Origin of the sequence: Shewanella sp. DAU305 (assembly GCF_026802235.1) — a bacterium.
GTDB classification, from domain to species: Bacteria; Pseudomonadota; Gammaproteobacteria; order Enterobacterales; family Shewanellaceae; genus Shewanella; species Shewanella baltica.
Genome location: NZ_CP113808.1, coordinates 441975 through 459888 on the forward strand (window position 1 = coordinate 441975; position 17914 = coordinate 459888).

A 17914-nucleotide genomic window follows, 5' to 3' on the forward strand; every position below is an offset into this window, starting at 1 on the left:
AAACTGTAGCAAAGGAAGCTATAAGCTTAGGATGCACTGGCTGGATGCTTGTTATCACTGGAAGGTACTTAAGTAACATGGATGGTTAACTAAACGTCAATGATGACGATGCTATACAATGATGTGTCGCGAGACCATCTACGGAAACTGTGGTCAGGATGGCGACAGAAAAAAATAAAGTGTCTGGAAGACCATTAACAAAAATAATGCAGGGAAAGCAGTAAAAAAAGAAGGATACCGACCGGGAAAGTCGCATAGCAAGTATGGATACTTGGAATCAGGATAAGGTGCTAAAGCACCGTTTGTAAGGCGGCAGTTTAACTGCCGCCTTTTTTCTTTGGTGTGAATACACCACCAGTGTCTAAAATGTGCACTCGACCAATATAATTGGTACAATCAAAGCCTTAATAACCACTTCAGCAGACTCAATGCCCAGATGCCCTCTTTGTCATCACAGTCAGACACAACTCCTTCATCAAGATAAAAAACGGAGTTTTTATGTTTGCAAGACATGTGAGTTAACCTTTGCGGATGCCAATAGCCATTTACCACCCGCGGCAGAGAAACAAAGGTACGGTCGTTCACGCATAGCGTTGAAGCAAAAGCAGCTATCGCAATTTATTTTGCCGCTGTTAGCGCAATTAGAGCAGCAGCAAGCTGGTCGTTTATTAGGATTGAATTTTGGACGCATACTCGATAATGAGAGTTTGGCGACCATAGAAAATGCGGGCCACAAGTTAAACCAATACGATCCCTTTTTTGCCCCGAATCATGATGTGTTAAAGCAAGAATATGATTTTATCTGCTGTTATCGCGTTTTTGAGCATTTTCAATACCCAATAAAAGAGTGGGCCTTACTCTCTCGACTACTGCATCCTGGTGGTTGGTTAGCGATAAGCACACCGTTACTGACTGAATTAGATGGTTTTGCTAAGTGGCATTACAAGAACAACCTCACCCATGTGAGCTTTTACCAGCGACAAACCTTCGAGTACCTAGCAAACAATAGCGATTTTGAACTATTATTTGCCGCAAAGGACCTCGTTTTGATGCAAAAAACATCATAATCTGGTATAACACTCGGCCTAATTTCGCACCTTGTAGACAAGCTCACCCTTAGTCTGCGGGGCCATACGTTGTAAACAATTGAGAAGACCATGTCTCGTAGCAAGAAAACACGCAAGGGCGGCGAGAACAGCCCTAAGTTACAGCCAAGAGTGAAGAAGCAAGATCGCGCTGTAGCGACTGGCAAACGTAAAGATTCTGGTAATAAATCAGGCAGTCGTCATAACGAAAGCTTAATTTTAGCGCAAGCGCCGCAACAGCAGGCCGCTAAGAAAAAAGACCCGCGTCATGGCAGCAAAAAGCCTATTGCTTTAGCGATTCCTGCGGCAGTAGTAACAGACAAAGCCGCTCAGCCAAAAGTGAAACAAGCTAAGCTGACTGACGAGCAAAAACTACTGAAATTGGAAGAAGATCCAAGATTAAATCAGCTGTTAGATATGCTGGAAGAAGGCCGCGACCTCAGCGATGATGACCAAAAATGGTTAGATCAACAGCTGAATAAGATTGAAGCCCTGATGGTTAAACTCGGCATTAGCGATGATATGGATGATGATGCACCTTCATCACCAGCTAAGTCTTTGTCTGACGATGAGTTGTTCGATAAGTTCGAATCAGGCGCTGACTTACTTAAAGATTATCAAGACAAGTTCTAAACCTCTCAGTGCTAAGGCATAGGGAACTCAGTTTTTTAGCTGTGCTCCTTATGCCATTCATATAAGGAGTCTCTGTGTCTACGGCTATCATTATTCTCGGTTTTATCATCATAGTAGCGCTAAGTAGCTACGCCACCTTCTTAATCCTAAAACTCAAGCAGCAAAAAAAGCGTCAGCAAGCCGAACAAGCCGAGCGTGAAGTCACGGCGAATGCAAAACGCGCCCAAGTTTTAGATGATATCCGCTATATCGCCACAGCCATGATTGAAGACCGCTGTGAGATCTCTGAAGGCGTGGTCAGAATTGGGAGATTATTTGAAATCCTGTCATTGAGTGAGCGCGTGGCTCCCGATTACCCTTCATTATTCAAACACTTTGAGCTAATTAAAGATCATCCCATCATGGATGCTCGCCAAGCCTTGCCTAAGCAAGAAAGGATGAAGTTAGACTTGATCAGAATGAAGTCCGAAGCGGCATTAGAGCAAGGCATTAGTGATGATGCGAAAAAACTGGCGGATTACCAAGCCAAAGCGATGCATTAAACCCGCTCATTGTTATACCTCAAGACCACTTATGTTGTGGTTTTGAGGTCATCTAGATAAAACCCACTCCAATCTTGCTCTGCTTCCTCCCGTGAGCCTGCGCACAAAACCGCCATATATCGACAGACAAGCGTACTTTTTTGATAGATATTGCGTAACTTCTAAAAAGACAGACGTCATTTTTACAACCTAGATCAAGGTTATTTACTTAAGAACCTTGCATACTTCGCTTGTTGCTAATTTACCCACGGAGGACACGCCTTGAAGCAGCCCACTCAGATTAGCTGGGATCAGTCGATGATCGAAAAGTATAACTACAGCGGTCCCCGTTATACCTCTTACCCAACGGCATTGGAGTTCGATGACACATTCACCGAACAAAACCTGCTGACGGCCATTGAAAATAGCAAAAGCGATAAACTGTCGCTGTATATTCATATCCCGTTCTGCGCCAAGCTTTGTTATTACTGCGGCTGTAATAAAGTCATCACCCGCCACCAACACAAAGCCGATCAGTACATTGAATATTTAAGCCAAGAAATTATCAAACGTGCGCCCCTGTTTAAACATTACAGTGTGACCCAAATGCATTGGGGCGGCGGTACACCTACGTTCTTAAATCCTGAGCAGATTCTTAAACTTACGTCATTGATTAAAGCTAACTTTAACTTTGCGGAAGAAGGCGAGTACTCGATTGAAGTCGATCCTCGCGAGATAGAACTGTCAATGCTCGACACATTGAAAGAAGCGGGCTTCAACCGGATCTCCATCGGCGTACAAGATTTCAATAAAGAAGTACAAATTGCCGTTAATCGCGAACAAGACGAGCAATTTATCTTCGACTTGATGGCCAAAGCGAAAGCCATGGGTTTTGTGTCAACCAACATAGATTTAATCTATGGTTTGCCACACCAAACGCCAGAAACCTTTGCCGTCACTATGCAGCGCGTTTTAGATTTATCGCCTGACCGTCTATCGGTATTTAACTATGCTCACTTACCTGCGCGCTTTGCCGCTCAACGTAAGATCAAAGACGAGCATTTACCTTCGCCAAAACAAAAACTCGAAATGCTGCACCAAACTATCGAGACCTTAACTGGCGCGGGTTACCAATATATCGGTATGGATCACTTTGCTAAACCCGATGACGAGTTAGCCAAGTTACAGCGTGAAGGCAGACTGCACCGCAACTTCCAAGGTTATACCACCCAAGAAGAATGTGATTTGTTAGGTCTTGGCGTGTCATCCATCAGTCAGATTGGCGACTGCTATGCGCAAAACCAGAAAGATATCCGCCCTTACTATGAAGCCATAGATAAGGAAGGCCATGCTTTGTGGAAAGGTTGCAGCCTGAACCGTGACGATGAAATCCGCCGCGTAGTGATTAAACAGCTGATTTGCCACTTCGAATTAGATATGGCGAAAATTGATGAGAAACTGGGGATTAACTTCGAAACCTATTTCGCGGAAGATCTTAAGTTAATGCAGACATTTATCGATGACAAGCTAGTTGAAATCGTCGACAGACAGATCACTATCAGCCCAACTGGCCGTTTATTGATCCGCAATATCTGTATGTGCTTCGACCTTTACTATCGTCAAAAAGCGCGTCAGCAACAGTTTTCGCGCGTGATCTAAAGCGCCTATCGCTGCACTCGCGAACGCTCACAAAAAATCCGACTCTAGAGTCGGATTTTTTATTTATAGCTATTTTTATTAATGACTCAGAGCTTATACCTTAGCGGCATACAGTGCTTTGCGATCACTGTTGGATAAAAACGCCATTTCAACGCCGTTGCGTTGCACCTGCGCCAATTCGGCATCGGTTAATTTGAGTTCAGCTTTAGCAATACGATACTCATGATTAATGTCGATAGCGCTCACACCGGGATCATCGGTATTTAAGTTGATCAATACGCCTGCATCCATAAAGGTTCTGAAAGGATGCTCAGCATAAGAAGCCACTGTAGAAGTATGCAAGTTACTGGTTGGGCAAGATTCGATACCAATACGGTGCTTAGCGAGATATTCCATCAGCTTAGGATCGTGAATCGCGTTCACCCCATGACCAATTCGCGTCGCGCCAAGTTCTTGAATCGCTTGCCACATACTTTGCGAACCCGCGGCTTCACCGGCGTGAGCCGTAATCGCCAGGTCAGCATCACGAACACGCTTAAAGTGATCGTTAAATAACTCGCCAGGGAAGCCCATTTCATCGCCAGCTAAGTCCATAGCCACGAGATGTTGTTTATGGGCGAGTAAGCCTTCAAGTTCTTGAGTACAAGCGGCTTGACCGAATGAACGTGACAAAATACCAATCAAATTGATCTTTACGTTATAGTCTTTTAAGCCCGCTTTAACACCGTCGACTACCGCTTCAACTACGCCTTCAATCGGTAACTTATGGTTCATCGCCATATAGTAAGGACTAAAACGTAACTCAGCGTAATCTAAGCCAGACAACGCCGCATCGGCAACGTTTTCATAGGCAACGCGTTTAACCGCATCCAAGTCAGCGAGTACGCCAACCATCCAATCGAGCTTCTTTAAGAAGGCGACTAAGCTAGTTTCTTTCCCCTGAATTTGCACAAAAGGTGCGAGAGTCTCTAAAGAATCGGCAGGTAGCGCAATGCCGTGTTGGTGTCCTAGTTCCCAAATGGTGTTTACTCGCACATTACCGTCTAGGTGACGATGCAGATCCACCAATGGAATGGATGTATCAATCATATTTAACCCCTATTTGAACTACCCAGCCAATGCTTTTGTTATTTGGTCGCGGGCGGACACTAAGTTTAACACGCATTTTCAGGGGCATTTATGCGCCAAACGCATTTAAATTCACATTCAGTCACAATTCTGCTTAATATCCATACAAGGAACTGCCGTATTCATCAGGCATAATGACTTCAATAACAACGAAAATATCAGAGATCGACTATGCATAAACTCTTAACCCCCAGTTTATTGATATGCGCATTAAGCGCCTGCAGTACCACTCAAACCACAAAAAATAGCCAAACCGCAGCGCCACAGGCAATATCAGCAACACAATCGCAAGTTGAGCCCATAGCTCCCGCGCTGCAGGCGATTATCGACCAAAGCTGGCAATTACAGCTCAGCGCGAGTCCTGAAATGGCTTACAGCATGGGCGATGCCAGTGCCGCAGGAAAGTTATCGGATCTCTCGCCAGCTGCACTCGCTAAGCTCAATCAAGGCCAAATCGCAGTATTAGCGCAGCTCAAAGCACTCGACCGCAGCAGTTTGAGTAAAGAAGATAAGATTAACGCTCAAATACTGGAAGATCAGATCCAAAACGATGTCGACCTGTATCGCTTTAAAGATTATTACTTGCCCATTACCGCAGAAAGCGGCTTCCACGCTTATATCACCTCAATCGCACAGGGAAGATTCAACACCCTTGAGGATTACCGCAACTATATTGCCAAACTCAATGCACTCCCGACCTATTTCGCCCAGCAAACTCACTGGCTAAAAAAAGGACTCGCCGAGGGAATAACGCCGCCTAAAGTGACACTCAATGGCTTTGAAGACAGTATCAGTGCTTATATCGTCCCTGTGGAAAAGAGCGGTTATTTCAAACCTTTTACGCAATACCCCAGCTATTTCACTGAGGCACAAAAAACTCAGCTGACCCAAGAAGGTCGCGCTTTAGTCGAGCAAAAAGTCTTGCCGCTGTACCAAAACTTCTATGACTTTATGACCAAAGAGTACATTCCCAATGCACGGGAAAATATCGCGGCCAGCAGCTTACCTAACGGTGCTGAGTTTTATGAGAATCGAGTGCGTTACTATACGACCTTGAATATGACGTCGGCAGAAGTGCATGAACTGGGCTTAAAAGAAGTTAAGCGTATCCGCCAAGAGATGGAGCAAATCATCAAGTCCGTTGGCTTTAAAGGCAGCTTTGCCGACTTCTTACATTTCCTGCGGACCGATGCCCAGTTCTACACCACAAGTGCCGATCAGTTACTCAAAGAAGCGGCATTTATTGCCAAAAAAGCCGATGCCATGCTGCCTAAATACTTCGGCAAACTTCCCCGTAAACCCTATGGCATAGCGCCAGTGCCCGCCGAAATTGCGCCGAAATACACCACAGGCCGATATTCAGGATCGAACAGCGATGACGAACCCGGTTACTACTGGGTCAACACTTATGCATTGGATAAGCGCCCACTCTACGAGTTAGAAGCTTTAACTTTGCACGAAGCCGTACCCGGTCATCATCTGCAAATTTCACTCAACTCTGAGCTAACGTCACTCCCTGACTTCCGTCGTTATGGCTATATCTCTGCCTTCGGTGAAGGCTGGGGTCTGTATTGCGAATACTTAGGTTTGGAGGCTGGCTTCTACCAAGATCCCTACAGTAACTTTGGCCGCTTAACCTATGAAATGTGGCGGGCGGCGCGTTTAGTCGTAGACACAGGCATGCATGCCCAAGGATGGAGTCGTCAACAAGCCATCGATTTTATGGCCAGCAATACCGCGCTATCACTGCACAATGTCACGACCGAAATTGACCGTTATATTTCGTGGCCAGGACAAGCTTTGTCCTACAAGATTGGCGAGTTAACGATCAAACGGTTACGCGCTAAAGCAGAACAGGAACTCGGCGACAAGTTTGATATTCGCGCCTTCCACGACGCTGTGCTCGAAAATGGCTCAGTACCTATGTCGATCCTCGAACAGCAAATCAATGATTTTATTGAAGCTAAAAAGGCGACACGCTAAGTTAATCACAACCATGGGAGTCGGTATTTTCAGACTCCCATGGTTGTCTGTTACACTCTAGTAAACCATTAAAGCCAAATGATTTGCGACTGAGTATGAGCCAAGCCAAAGTGACATTTTCGACTGAACACGATTTAAATACCTCAGAGCAGCAAGCCTTCTGGCAAAGCGTTGTTCAAGACACGCTGATCACAGCTGATGGCATCACGCTGGCTTATATGATGGTCAAACATCCCCAAGCGCATACCGCAATCGTTCTCAGTAGTGGCCGAGTTGAATCCTATTTAAAGTATCAAGAATTGGTCTTCGACTTATACCAACAGGGTTACTCAGTTTATGCCATCGATCACCGTGGCCAAGGATTGTCGGATCGTATGACAATCAATCCGCACATGGGTCATGTGCGAAGATTTAATGATTATATTGATGATTTTGCACTGTTTATGCAGAAGAAAGTGTTACCACAAAACGACAAACAACTCATGCTACTTGGCCATTCAATGGGTGGCGCGATTGGCACTTTGTATCTCAAACAGCATCCCGATATTTTTACCGCCGCGGCATTTTCAGCGCCCATGTATGGCATCAAATTACCTATGCCAAAAGCATTCGTGCGCTGGTTAGCCAGTAAACTCGATACCACTCTCAATGGTGGCGAACCTAACTATGTGCTTGGAGGACAGAACTATAAACCGGTTCCCTTCAAAGGAAATGAGCTAACCCATTGCCAAAGTAGATACCAAGCCTATCGAGACTTGTATGACGCGGCCCCTAAGTTACAACTCGGTTCCCCAACTAACCGTTGGTTGACAGAGTCTTTAGATGCAGCAGACACCTGCGTACTGGCAACAGCCCAAATTCGCACGCCGATCCTGATACTGCAAGCGAGTGAAGATAAGATTGTTGATAATGCAGCCCAGAATCTTGCGGTGAGCACTCATTGCCAATTGAAGGTGATCGCAGGGGCTGCCCATGAGATTTTTATGGAAAAAGACGCCTATCGGAACCAAGCCTTAAATTATGCCCTCGACTTCTTTAAACGCTTCGCAATAAAGGACGAGGACAAACAAGCTGGATAAAGTCCACTTGGTTTAACGCTCGGCTGAATAAATAGCCCTGATAACCATCACAGCCAAATTCAACAAAGGCTTGATAGTGTTGGGGTGATTCAACGCCTTTAGCCACCACGTGCAAATTAAACTGCTGCGCAGAGACAATTAACGCCTTCACTCTTTGTGGCATTGCGGCTAATGAATCAATACAACTCATATCCAATTTAACCGCAACTAATGGCTGGTTGGCTAAACAACTCAAAGCACTCGATCCAGAACCGAAATGATCGAGGACGATGCCTATCCCTGCATCAACTAACTTAGACACGCGCTCAGCCACAAACTGTGGTTGCATTAACAATGCGACCTCATTGAGCTCAATACCCAGTTGATGAGCCACAATGCCATGCTCTTTAACTAACGCAATCAATGCATCAACAAAATCTGCCTGACCAAATGAGAATGCACTGATATTAAGAGTTAAAGTCGGTAAACTCCGGCCTTGAGCATGGGATGTCTGAATAAACTGACACACACGTTTAGCGACCCAAAGGTCGAGTTCAGCAATCATTCCTCCCTGTTCGGCTAACGCTACAAACTCTGCAGGCGGGATAAACTCGCCATCAGCACGATACCAACGCGTGAGCACTTCAGCCGAGACCAATTCACTGTGCACATTCATCACAGGTTGGAACATTAACGTCATGCTATCTTGCTGTAATGCTGTCTGTAATTCCTGTTGTAACTGTTCATCACGGCTCTGACGTAAATCCATCTCAGCATGATAGAAAGCGCATCCCGCTTGCCCTGGTCGCTTAGCACTCAAGGTTGCTAGCTCGGCGCGACGCATGACTAAAGCTGGATCTAAGGTCTCTATGCTATCGAGCAAACAAATCCCCACATTCGCGCTGAGCTCAAAGTGATGATGACCGTAATGGAATGGTCGAGCAATCACTTGCCTTAACTCACTCGCAAGCGCTAAAGCACGACGCGCAGCCACCGAAGCATCTATCGCTAAGTCTTTCGCCAGCAAAACAAAATCACCGGACTCCAATCGGCCAACGGTAATATTCTCAGTGAAATAACTCGATAGACGTGCAGCCACTTGCGTGAGTAAGCGCTCTAATTCGTGGGAGCTTAAAGTCGCGACTAAGCCTAATCTATCCACCTCAACGAGCAGCAATGCTCCCCATTGGCCAGAGCTATTACCTTGGGTTAAAAATTGCGACAGTCGCGCCATAAAGACATCGGGTAACATCTTGCGCCCCGTAACCGATTGATCCACAAGTTCATTAATCGCAGCATGGTTCTTGGCACTTTCTGACACATCCATATGAATGCCGATCATCCGAGTCGGACGTCCTTGAGGGTCCCAATCAACCAACATGCCGCGATCCAGCACCCACACATAATGCCCCTCTCTATGTCGCAGGCGATGGACACTTTCAAATTCCTTACTTTTACCGCTAACGTACTCCTGCAACGCATCAAGTACGATATCCCTATCATCGGGATGTAACCGCGTTTCCCAAGTCTGGAATACGCCCGCTAATTCATCCGGCGCATAACCGATCATCTCTTTCCAGCGATCAGAAAGAAAAACCCCACCCGTACTGATATCCCAATCCCAAATACCGTTCCGCGAGCCTTCCACTGCAAACAGCCAGCGCAGTTCGCTATCATTCAACTGTTTCACGGCACGACTCAAACGTTCATGTACCTGCTGCAAACTGGCTTGCAATGATAAGACTTCTGATGAGCTCCATGGGATCGATGTCGAAAAGGAAGAAGTCCCTACCTGTTTAGCGGCCTCGCTTAATATTTGGAATGGACGGATCAACAGGAAATAGAGAATGAAGGTAAAACCTATCAGTAATAATCCACCCAGCCCCCAAACCCGCATAAAACGTTGTTGTAACTTAGCGGAAGCTTCGGCGACTAAAGGCGCTAAATCGGCTTCAAGATAAATCAAATCAACCGCACCACCATACTGAGGCAAGACGGGATAATATGCTTGAATGGTTAAGCGTTCGAGATTAACGAGAATTTGTGGCAGGAAAGCCTGAACCACTGCACGATGACGAGTAGCATCATAACCATCAATGACTTGCATGGCATTGCTATCGCGCCAAACAGTATGGTTTGCAAAACGAATACGGCTATCAGCATCAACTAAGATATAAACCATAGTGCCCATATCCAGCGCTGCTAAGGAAACCTCCTGCTCGATCCGCTCCACATCCTGTAAAGCCTGCGCCGATTGAACCACATTCTGCATCCGAAACAACTGCTGCTTTATCAGTGTCGATTGTCGCTGCGCCAATTCAGCACGCACTTGATCGCTTTCAAACAGGTACTCGCCTATGACCAACACTAAATATAGTGTCAGCATACACAGAGGGAGCAGTACCGCGAGCGAAAGCTTACGAAGCATAGGCAACAGACAGCCTTTAACAAAAATGTGAATAGTTTTGTATGCTAACGGGAAACTAACCACTAAGCAAAAGGACTTATCAAACTAAGCGAGATCTTGATGTAAATAATCAACTTAGAGTATAAAAGTCTGAAATTAGGGAAGGAAAAAACGTAAAGAACTAGCAAAATGACCAGGGCTAAAACGAATAGAACAATGTTCTGTATTAACGCCGATTTAACAAATTGCAGACGCAAAAAAGCCAGCTTATTCAGCTGGCTTCGTTACATCTCAATGAGATAATTAGGCGCTTGGCGATGACCTACTCTCACATGGGGAGACCCCACACTACCATCGGCGCGTTTGCGTTTCACTTCTGAGTTCGGGATGGGATCAGGTGGTTCCACAAGGCTATTGTCACCAAGCAAATTCTGTTTATTACCGTGTCCATCGCTGGCTCACGCTAATAATAATTCGGAAAGCTGATTTGCTTTGTTTGAGTTCGCACTTCATCAAGTGTCGATATTCTGTCTAAGGCTACTTCGTAAAACCCATCTGGGTTGTATGGTTAAGCCTCTCGAGTCATTAGTACATGTTAGCTCAACGCCTCACAACGCTTACACACCATGCCTATCAACGTCCTAGTCTCGAACGGCTCTTTAGAGGAATTAAATTCCTAGGGATGACTCATCTTAGGGCTCGCTTCCCGCTTAGATGCTTTCAGCGGTTATCGATTCCGAACGTAGCTACCGGGCAATGCCATTGGCATGACAACCCGAACACCAGCGGTTCGTCCACTCCGGTCCTCTCGTACTAGGAGCAGCTCCCTTCAATCATCCAACGCCCACGGCAGATAGGGACCGAACTGTCTCACGACGTTCTGAACCCAGCTCGCGTACCACTTTAAATGGCGAACAGCCATACCCTTGGGACCGACTTCAGCCCCAGGATGTGATGAGCCGACATCGAGGTGCCAAACACCGCCGTCGATATGAACTCTTGGGCGGTATCAGCCTGTTATCCCCGGAGTACCTTTTATCCGTTGAGCGATGGCCCTTCCATTCAGAACCACCGGATCACTATGACCTACTTTCGTACCTGCTCGACGTGTATGTCTCGCAGTTAAGCTGGCTTATGCCATTGCACTAACCGTACGATGTCCGACCGTACTTAGCCAACCTTCGTGCTCCTCCGTTACTCTTTGGGAGGAGACCGCCCCAGTCAAACTACCCACCAGGCACTGTCCCTAATCCCGATAAGGGACCTAGGTTAGAACATCAAAACTACAAGGGTGGTATTTCAAGGACGACTCCATCATGACTAGCGTCACAACTTCAAAGTCTCCCACCTATCCTACACATGTAGGTTCAATGTTCAGTGCCAAGCTATAGTAAAGGTTCACGGGGTCTTTCCGTCTAGCCGCGGGTATACGGCATCTTCACCGCAATTTCAACTTCACTGAGTCTCGGCTGGAGACAGCGTGGCCATCATTACGCCATTCGTGCAGGTCGGAACTTACCCGACAAGGAATTTCGCTACCTTAGGACCGTTATAGTTACGGCCGCCGTTTACCGGGGCTTCGATCATGAGCTTCTCTTGCGATAACCCAATCAATTAACCTTCCGGCACCGGGCAGGCGTCACACCGTATACTTCCTCTTGCGAGTTTGCACAGTGCTGTGTTTTTGATAAACAGTTGCAGCCACCTGGTATCTGCGACTCCCGTCAGCTTAGAGAGCAAGTCTCATCACCAACAAGAGCGTACCTTCTCCCGAAGTTACGGTACCATTTTGCCTAGTTCCTTCAGCCGAGTTCTCTCAAGCGCCTTGGTATTCTCTACCCGACCACCTGTGTCGGTTTGGGGTACGATTCCCACTAACCTGAAGCTTAGAAGATTTTCCTGGAAGCATGGCATCAACTACTTCAGTCCCTTAGGACCTCGTCATCAGCTCTCAGTCTGCACACTAAAGTGCGATTCCCCGGATTTGCCTAAGAAATCAACCTACCACCTTAAACGCGGACTACCAACGCCGCGCTAGCCTAGCCTTCTCCGTCTCTCCATCGCAGTTAGCGGAAGTACAGAAATATTAATCTGTTTCCCATCGATTACGCCTTTCGGCCTCACCTTAGGGGTCGACTCACCCTGCCCCGATTAACGTTGGACAGGAACCCTTGGTCTTTCGGCGAGGGGGTTTTTCACCCCCTTTATCGTTACTCATGTCAGCATTCGCACTTCTGATACCTCCAGCGTGGGTTACCCCTTCACCTTCAACGGCTTACAGAACGCTCCTCTACCGCGCACAGTAAACTGTGCACCCGTAGCTTCGGTGACTAGCTTAGCCCCGTTACATCTTCCGCGCAGGCCGACTCGACTAGTGAGCTATTACGCTTTCTTTAAATGATGGCTGCTTCTAAGCCAACATCCTAGCTGTCTAAGCCTTCCCACATCGTTTCCCACTTAGCTAGTACTTTGGGACCTTAGCTGACGGTCTGGGTTGTTTCCCTTTTGACGACGGACGTTAGCACCCGCCGTCTGTCTCCCGAGTAGTACTCATTGGTATTCGGAGTTTGCAAAGGGTTGGTAAGTCGGGATGACCCCCTAGCCTTAACAGTGCTCTACCCCCAATGGTATTCGCTCGAGGCGCTACCTAAATAGCTTTCGAGGAGAACCAGATATCTCCCGGTTTGATTGGCCTTTCACCCCCAGCCACAAGTCATCCGCTAATTTTTCAACATTAGTCGGTTCGGTCCTCCAGTTGATGTTACTCAACCTTCAACCTGCCCATGGCTAGATCACCGGGTTTCGGGTCTACACCTTGCAACTAAACGCGCAGTTAACACTCGGTTTCCCTACGGCTCCGCTATTCGCTTAACCTCGCTACAAAATGTAAGTCGCTGACCCATTATACAAAAGGTACGCAGTCACGGTCTCAAGAACCGCTCCCACTGCTTGTACGTATACGGTTTCAGGTTCTATTTCACTCCCCTCACAGGGGTTCTTTTCGCCTTTCCCTCACGGTACTGGTTCACTATCGGTCAGTCAGGAGTATTTAGCCTTGGAGGATGGTCCCCCCATATTCAAACAGGATGTCACGTGTCCCGCCTTACTCGTTTTCATCAATGGTTAGTTTTCATGTACGGGGCTATCACCCTGTGCCGCTGTGCTTTCCAACACATTCCACTAACACCCCACTGACTTAAGGGCTAATCCCCGTTCGCTCGCCGCTACTAGGGGAATCTCGGTTGATTTCTTTTCCTCCGGGTACTTAGATGTTTCAGTTCCCCGGGTTCGCCTCGCAACACTATGTATTCATGTTGCGATAACAGCTTATGCTGCTGGGTTCCCCCATTCGGACATCGTTAGCTCAAATGCTTGTTACTAGCTCGCCAACGCTTTTCGCAAGTTACTACGTCCTTCATCGCCTCTGACTGCCAAGGCATCCACCGTATACGCTTAGTCGCTTAACCATACAACCCAAATGAGTTTCACTCACCTGAGTCGCATTGCGACCAGCTTGGTTTTACTTGTCTCACTTCTGACCAAAGAAGTGGACGCGCCTTAGACGTAAACTATTCAATAAAGAATAATTTACTTTTTGAATATTCAAGACACTTAATAAAGTGTTTGAGAACTCATGATGCAAACGTTTCCACGTTTACATCGGTTTGTAAGTAACATGACGACAGACATCATCACGTTACATACTATCAGCTTTCCAAATTGTTAAAGAACAATGCGTACCGGCTAGCGGCGCATTCAGCTCTGACTTCTCCTAAGAGAAGATAAACAAGCAATCTGTGTGAACACTCAAAAGCATCGAGTTAGTCGTATAGGTAAGGAGGTGATCCAGCCCCAGGTTCCCCTAGGGCTACCTTGTTACGACTTCACCCCAGTCATGAACCACAAAGTGGTGAGCGCCCCCCCGAAGGTTAAGCTACCCACTTCTTTTGCAGCCCACTCCCATGGTGTGACGGGCGGTGTGTACAAGGCCCGGGAACGTATTCACCGTGGCATTCTGATCCACGATTACTAGCGATTCCGACTTCATGGAGTCGAGTTGCAGACTCCAATCCGGACTACGACGAGCTTTGTGAGATTAGCTCCACCTCGCGGCTTTGCAACCCTCTGTACTCGCCATTGTAGCACGTGTGTAGCCCTACTCGTAAGGGCCATGATGACTTGACGTCGTCCCCACCTTCCTCCGGTTTATCACCGGCAGTCTCCCTAGAGTTCCCACCATTACGTGCTGGCAAATAAGGATAGGGGTTGCGCTCGTTGCGGGACTTAACCCAACATTTCACAACACGAGCTGACGACAGCCATGCAGCACCTGTCTCAGAGTTCCCGAAGGCACTAAGCTATCTCTAGCGAATTCTCTGGATGTCAAGAGTAGGTAAGGTTCTTCGCGTTGCATCGAATTAAACCACATGCTCCACCGCTTGTGCGGGCCCCCGTCAATTCATTTGAGTTTTAACCTTGCGGCCGTACTCCCCAGGCGGTCTACTTAATGCGTTAGCTTGAGAGCCCAGTGTTCAAGACACCAAACTCCGAGTAGACATCGTTTACGGCGTGGACTACCAGGGTATCTAATCCTGTTTGCTCCCCACGCTTTCGTGCCTGAGCGTCAGTCTTTGTCCAGGGGGCCGCCTTCGCCACCGGTATTCCTCCAGATCTCTACGCATTTCACCGCTACACCTGGAATTCTACCCCCCTCTACAAGACTCTAGTTCGCCAGTTCGAAATGCAATTCCCAGGTTGAGCCCGGGGCTTTCACATCTCGCTTAACAAACCGCCTGCGCACGCTTTACGCCCAGTAATTCCGATTAACGCTCGGACCCTCCGTATTACCGCGGCTGCTGGCACGGAGTTAGCCGGTCCTTCTTCTGTAGGTAACGTCACAGCAACAGCGTATTAAGCTGCTACCTTTCCTCCCTACTGAAAGTGCTTTACAACCCGAAGGCCTTCTTCACACACGCGGCATGGCTGCATCAGGGTTTCCCCCATTGTGCAATATTCCCCACTGCTGCCTCCCGTAGGAGTCTGGGCCGTGTCTCAGTCCCAGTGTGGCTGATCATCCTCTCAGAACAGCTAGGGATCGTCGCCTTGGTGAGCCATTACCTCACCAACTAGCTAATCCCACCTAGGTTCATCCAATCGCGGAAGGCCCGAAGGTCCCCTCCTTTCCCCCGTAGGGCGTATGCGGTATTAGCAGTCGTTTCCAACTGTTATCCCCCTCGACTGGGCAGATCCCTAGGCATTACTCACCCGTCCGCCGCTCGCCGGCAAAGATAGCAAGCTATCTTCCCGCTGCCGCTCGACTTGCATGTGTTAGGCCTGCCGCCAGCGTTCAATCTGAGCCATGATCAAACTCTTCAATTAAAGTTTTGTTGCTTCATCCCGAAGGAATCAGCGGCTCAATGAATTCTGATTTTTTGTTTCTCGCACTCCTTATAAAAGAAGGGCTGAAACAAACTGTACATATTGCTATGAACACTCATTGTTACATTGATTTAAATTTTTGACTGCCAACCTGAAAGTTAAGCAGTTTCGATTAACTCAACACCTGTGAGTGTCCACACAGATTTCTTGTTTTATCTTGTTAAAGAGCAACTCAATATCCGTAAGAGGACGTGAGTACCACACTGAGCGCCGAACGCTTCCAGTTGGCTAGGGCTGCGTATTCTACGCATTTCCCGTTTCGCGTCAAGGAGTTTTTTCAACTTCTTGCTGCGATTGAATTAAGTGCCATTCTCAACAGAGAGTAAGCCATTCAATTCAACCTAACTCGCCAGCTTGCTTTCGCTGTCTGCCGTGTCAGTGGATGCGCATTATAGGGAGATTGAGAAAGTGCGCAAGGGCTTTTTGTAGGAAAATAACGATTAATGGTTTAGACGTTTACTAATCAAACGATACGTATAAAAAAGGGGCTAAAAAGCCCCCCTTTGTCTCGATTAAGTCTGACAATCTATAGAGTCACGCTCAGTTAGATCATCATTAATACTGTTATCTATGGACTGAAGAAGCGAGTTTCTTGCTCAACTTCGACTTCTTCACCGTCGATATGGGTTTTCACTTTGATCTCTATGTCAGTAACTGAACGAGAAAGCTCAACCGGATCAATGCCGACACTTATAGGTAACGTTAATACTTCACCACCCGCAATAGTGACCGAAGTTGGACCGTACCATTTATAGTGGTCCAATCCTTCGACACTCATAGTGTATTCGTGGGATTGCTCAGTCTTATTAAGAATCTTCAAGGTGAAGGTGTTTTCAATCAAACCTTGGTTATTCTCTCTATAGAGCTGGTTACGATCACGAATAATGTCCATACGCACAGGTGCTATGGTCGCACTAGAGTATATAAAGACTAATATCATCGCCATCAATACCACACCATAACCGACAAGTTTAGGTCGCAGCACTTTTTGCTTTATACCTTCTAACTTGTTCTCAGTGGTATAGCTGATAAGCCCTTTCTCGTAACCCATACGATCCATGGTTTGGTCGCAGGCATCGATACAAGCGCCGCAGTTAATGCACTCATATTGCAGACCGTTACGAATATCGATACCGGTAGGACATACCTGCACACATAAGTCACAGTCGATACAGTCGCCAAGGCCTAGCTCTTTTGGGTCATCTTTACGCGAACGCGGACCACGAGTCTCACCACGTTTAGTATCGTAACCTACGATAAAGGTATTCTTATCGAACATGGCCGCTTGGAAACGAGCATAAGGGCACATGTGGATACACATGATTTCACGCATCCAACCCGCATTGCCGTATGTGGCAAGTGTAAAGAACACGACCCAGAAGTAGATACCGCCAGAAGCATTAAGCGTAAAGACGTCGACATAGACTTCACGGCTCGGCACGAAATAGGACACAAAGGTCATCGCCGTCATCAGTGAGAGCAATAGCCAAGCCGTATGTTTTGCCGTTTTACGCCAGAGTTTGTCAAAGCTCCATGGCATTTGATCTAACTTAATGCGTTTATTGCGCGCACCTTCAAGTTTTTCCTCGAACCAGATGAACATAAAGGTCCATACTGTTTGGGGGCAAGTGTATCCACACCAAACGCGGCCAAGATAGGTGGTCACAAAAAACAGCGCAAAGGCAGCTATCATAAACAACGCTGCGAGCAAGGTGAGATCCTGTGGCCAAATAGTTAAACCGAAGACGTGAAACTTTTGTTCGCCTAAGTTAAACCATACAGCTTGACGGTCGCCCCAAGGGATCCAAGGTAAAAGCAGGAAAAATAACATGGCAATCCAGCCCATGCGGCGACGTAAGCTACTCCACAAACCGTCTATGGCTCGGACATAAATCCGATTACGAGGGTTAAAGCGATCCGCTTTACTCGCATCTGGCTGGTGAATCTTAATTCGATTGGTTTTCGAATAGTCCTTGTTGTTAGATTCTGAGTTCATCGTTA

At 47.0% G+C, this 17914-nt stretch carries 9 protein-coding genes and 3 rRNA genes; 6 read left to right on the plus strand and 6 right to left on the minus strand.

The genetic code is table 11. From position 1 onward, the window contains the following. The first annotated feature begins 428 nt into the window (after positions 1–428). The 4 genes from OX890_RS01855 (at position 429) to hemN (ending at position 3898) form a co-directional block, all read left to right on the plus strand. Positions 429–1067: a class I SAM-dependent methyltransferase gene (locus tag OX890_RS01855; protein ID WP_126493356.1), complete on the plus strand. Its 639-nt coding sequence runs from the start codon at positions 429–431 to the stop codon at positions 1065–1067. Between the two features lie 90 nt (positions 1068–1157). After that, complete coding sequence (yihI, locus tag OX890_RS01860) at positions 1158–1718, plus strand: Der GTPase-activating protein YihI (protein WP_126493358.1); 561 nt, start codon at positions 1158–1160, stop codon at positions 1716–1718. Positions 1719–1792: 74 nt separating this feature from the next. After that, positions 1793–2260, plus strand: coding sequence for a DUF2489 domain-containing protein (locus OX890_RS01865; RefSeq protein ID WP_006079358.1), 468 nt, complete (start codon positions 1793–1795; stop codon positions 2258–2260). Positions 2261–2521: 261 nt separating this feature from the next. After that, on the plus strand, positions 2522–3898 hold the full coding sequence (hemN, locus tag OX890_RS01870) for an oxygen-independent coproporphyrinogen III oxidase (RefSeq protein WP_006084752.1): 1377 nt from the start codon (positions 2522–2524) through the stop codon (positions 3896–3898). A gap of 93 nt (positions 3899–3991) precedes the next feature. Here hemN and add read toward each other — a convergent pair whose 3' ends face one another. Beyond that, positions 3992–4987 (minus strand): adenosine deaminase, encoded by a 996-nt coding sequence (add, locus tag OX890_RS01875; RefSeq protein WP_126493360.1) that lies wholly within the window; start codon positions 4985–4987, stop codon positions 3992–3994. A 210-nt stretch (positions 4988–5197) separates the two neighbouring features. Here add and OX890_RS01880 point away from each other — a divergent pair, with 210 nt between their 5' ends. Both OX890_RS01880 and OX890_RS01885 read left to right on the plus strand, forming a co-directional pair. Beyond that, positions 5198–7009 carry a DUF885 domain-containing protein gene (locus OX890_RS01880; protein ID WP_126493362.1) on the plus strand — a complete coding sequence of 604 codons (1812 nt, stop codon included), beginning with the start codon at positions 5198–5200 and terminating at the stop codon, positions 7007–7009. Between the two features lie 95 nt (positions 7010–7104). Continuing rightward, positions 7105–8088, plus strand: coding sequence for an alpha/beta fold hydrolase (locus tag OX890_RS01885; RefSeq protein ID WP_126493364.1), 984 nt, complete (start codon positions 7105–7107; stop codon positions 8086–8088). On the opposite strand, the gene OX890_RS01890 is transcribed toward OX890_RS01885, so the two are convergent. From OX890_RS01890 to ccoG, 5 genes are all read right to left on the minus strand, one after another. Beyond that, positions 8045–10495, minus strand: coding sequence for a GGDEF domain-containing phosphodiesterase (locus OX890_RS01890; RefSeq protein ID WP_126493366.1), 2451 nt, complete (start codon positions 10493–10495; stop codon positions 8045–8047). The two genes, OX890_RS01885 and OX890_RS01890, sit on opposite strands and share 44 nt — an antisense overlap. A 288-nt stretch (positions 10496–10783) precedes the next feature. Then, positions 10784–10899 (minus strand): 5S ribosomal RNA (gene rrf, locus OX890_RS01895). A 139-nt stretch (positions 10900–11038) separates the two neighbouring features. Then, a 23S ribosomal RNA gene (locus OX890_RS01900) occupies positions 11039–13941 on the minus strand. A gap of 367 nt (positions 13942–14308) precedes the next feature. Then, positions 14309–15853 (minus strand): 16S ribosomal RNA (locus OX890_RS01905). The 16S, 23S and 5S rRNA genes sit together here, the layout of an rRNA operon. A gap of 628 nt (positions 15854–16481) precedes the next feature. Then, the gene (gene ccoG / locus OX890_RS01910; protein WP_006079352.1) at positions 16482–17909 is read right to left on the minus strand and encodes a cytochrome c oxidase accessory protein CcoG; all 1428 of its coding nucleotides are present in this window, start codon (positions 17907–17909) and stop codon (positions 16482–16484) included. Positions 17910–17914 lie beyond the last annotated feature (5 nt).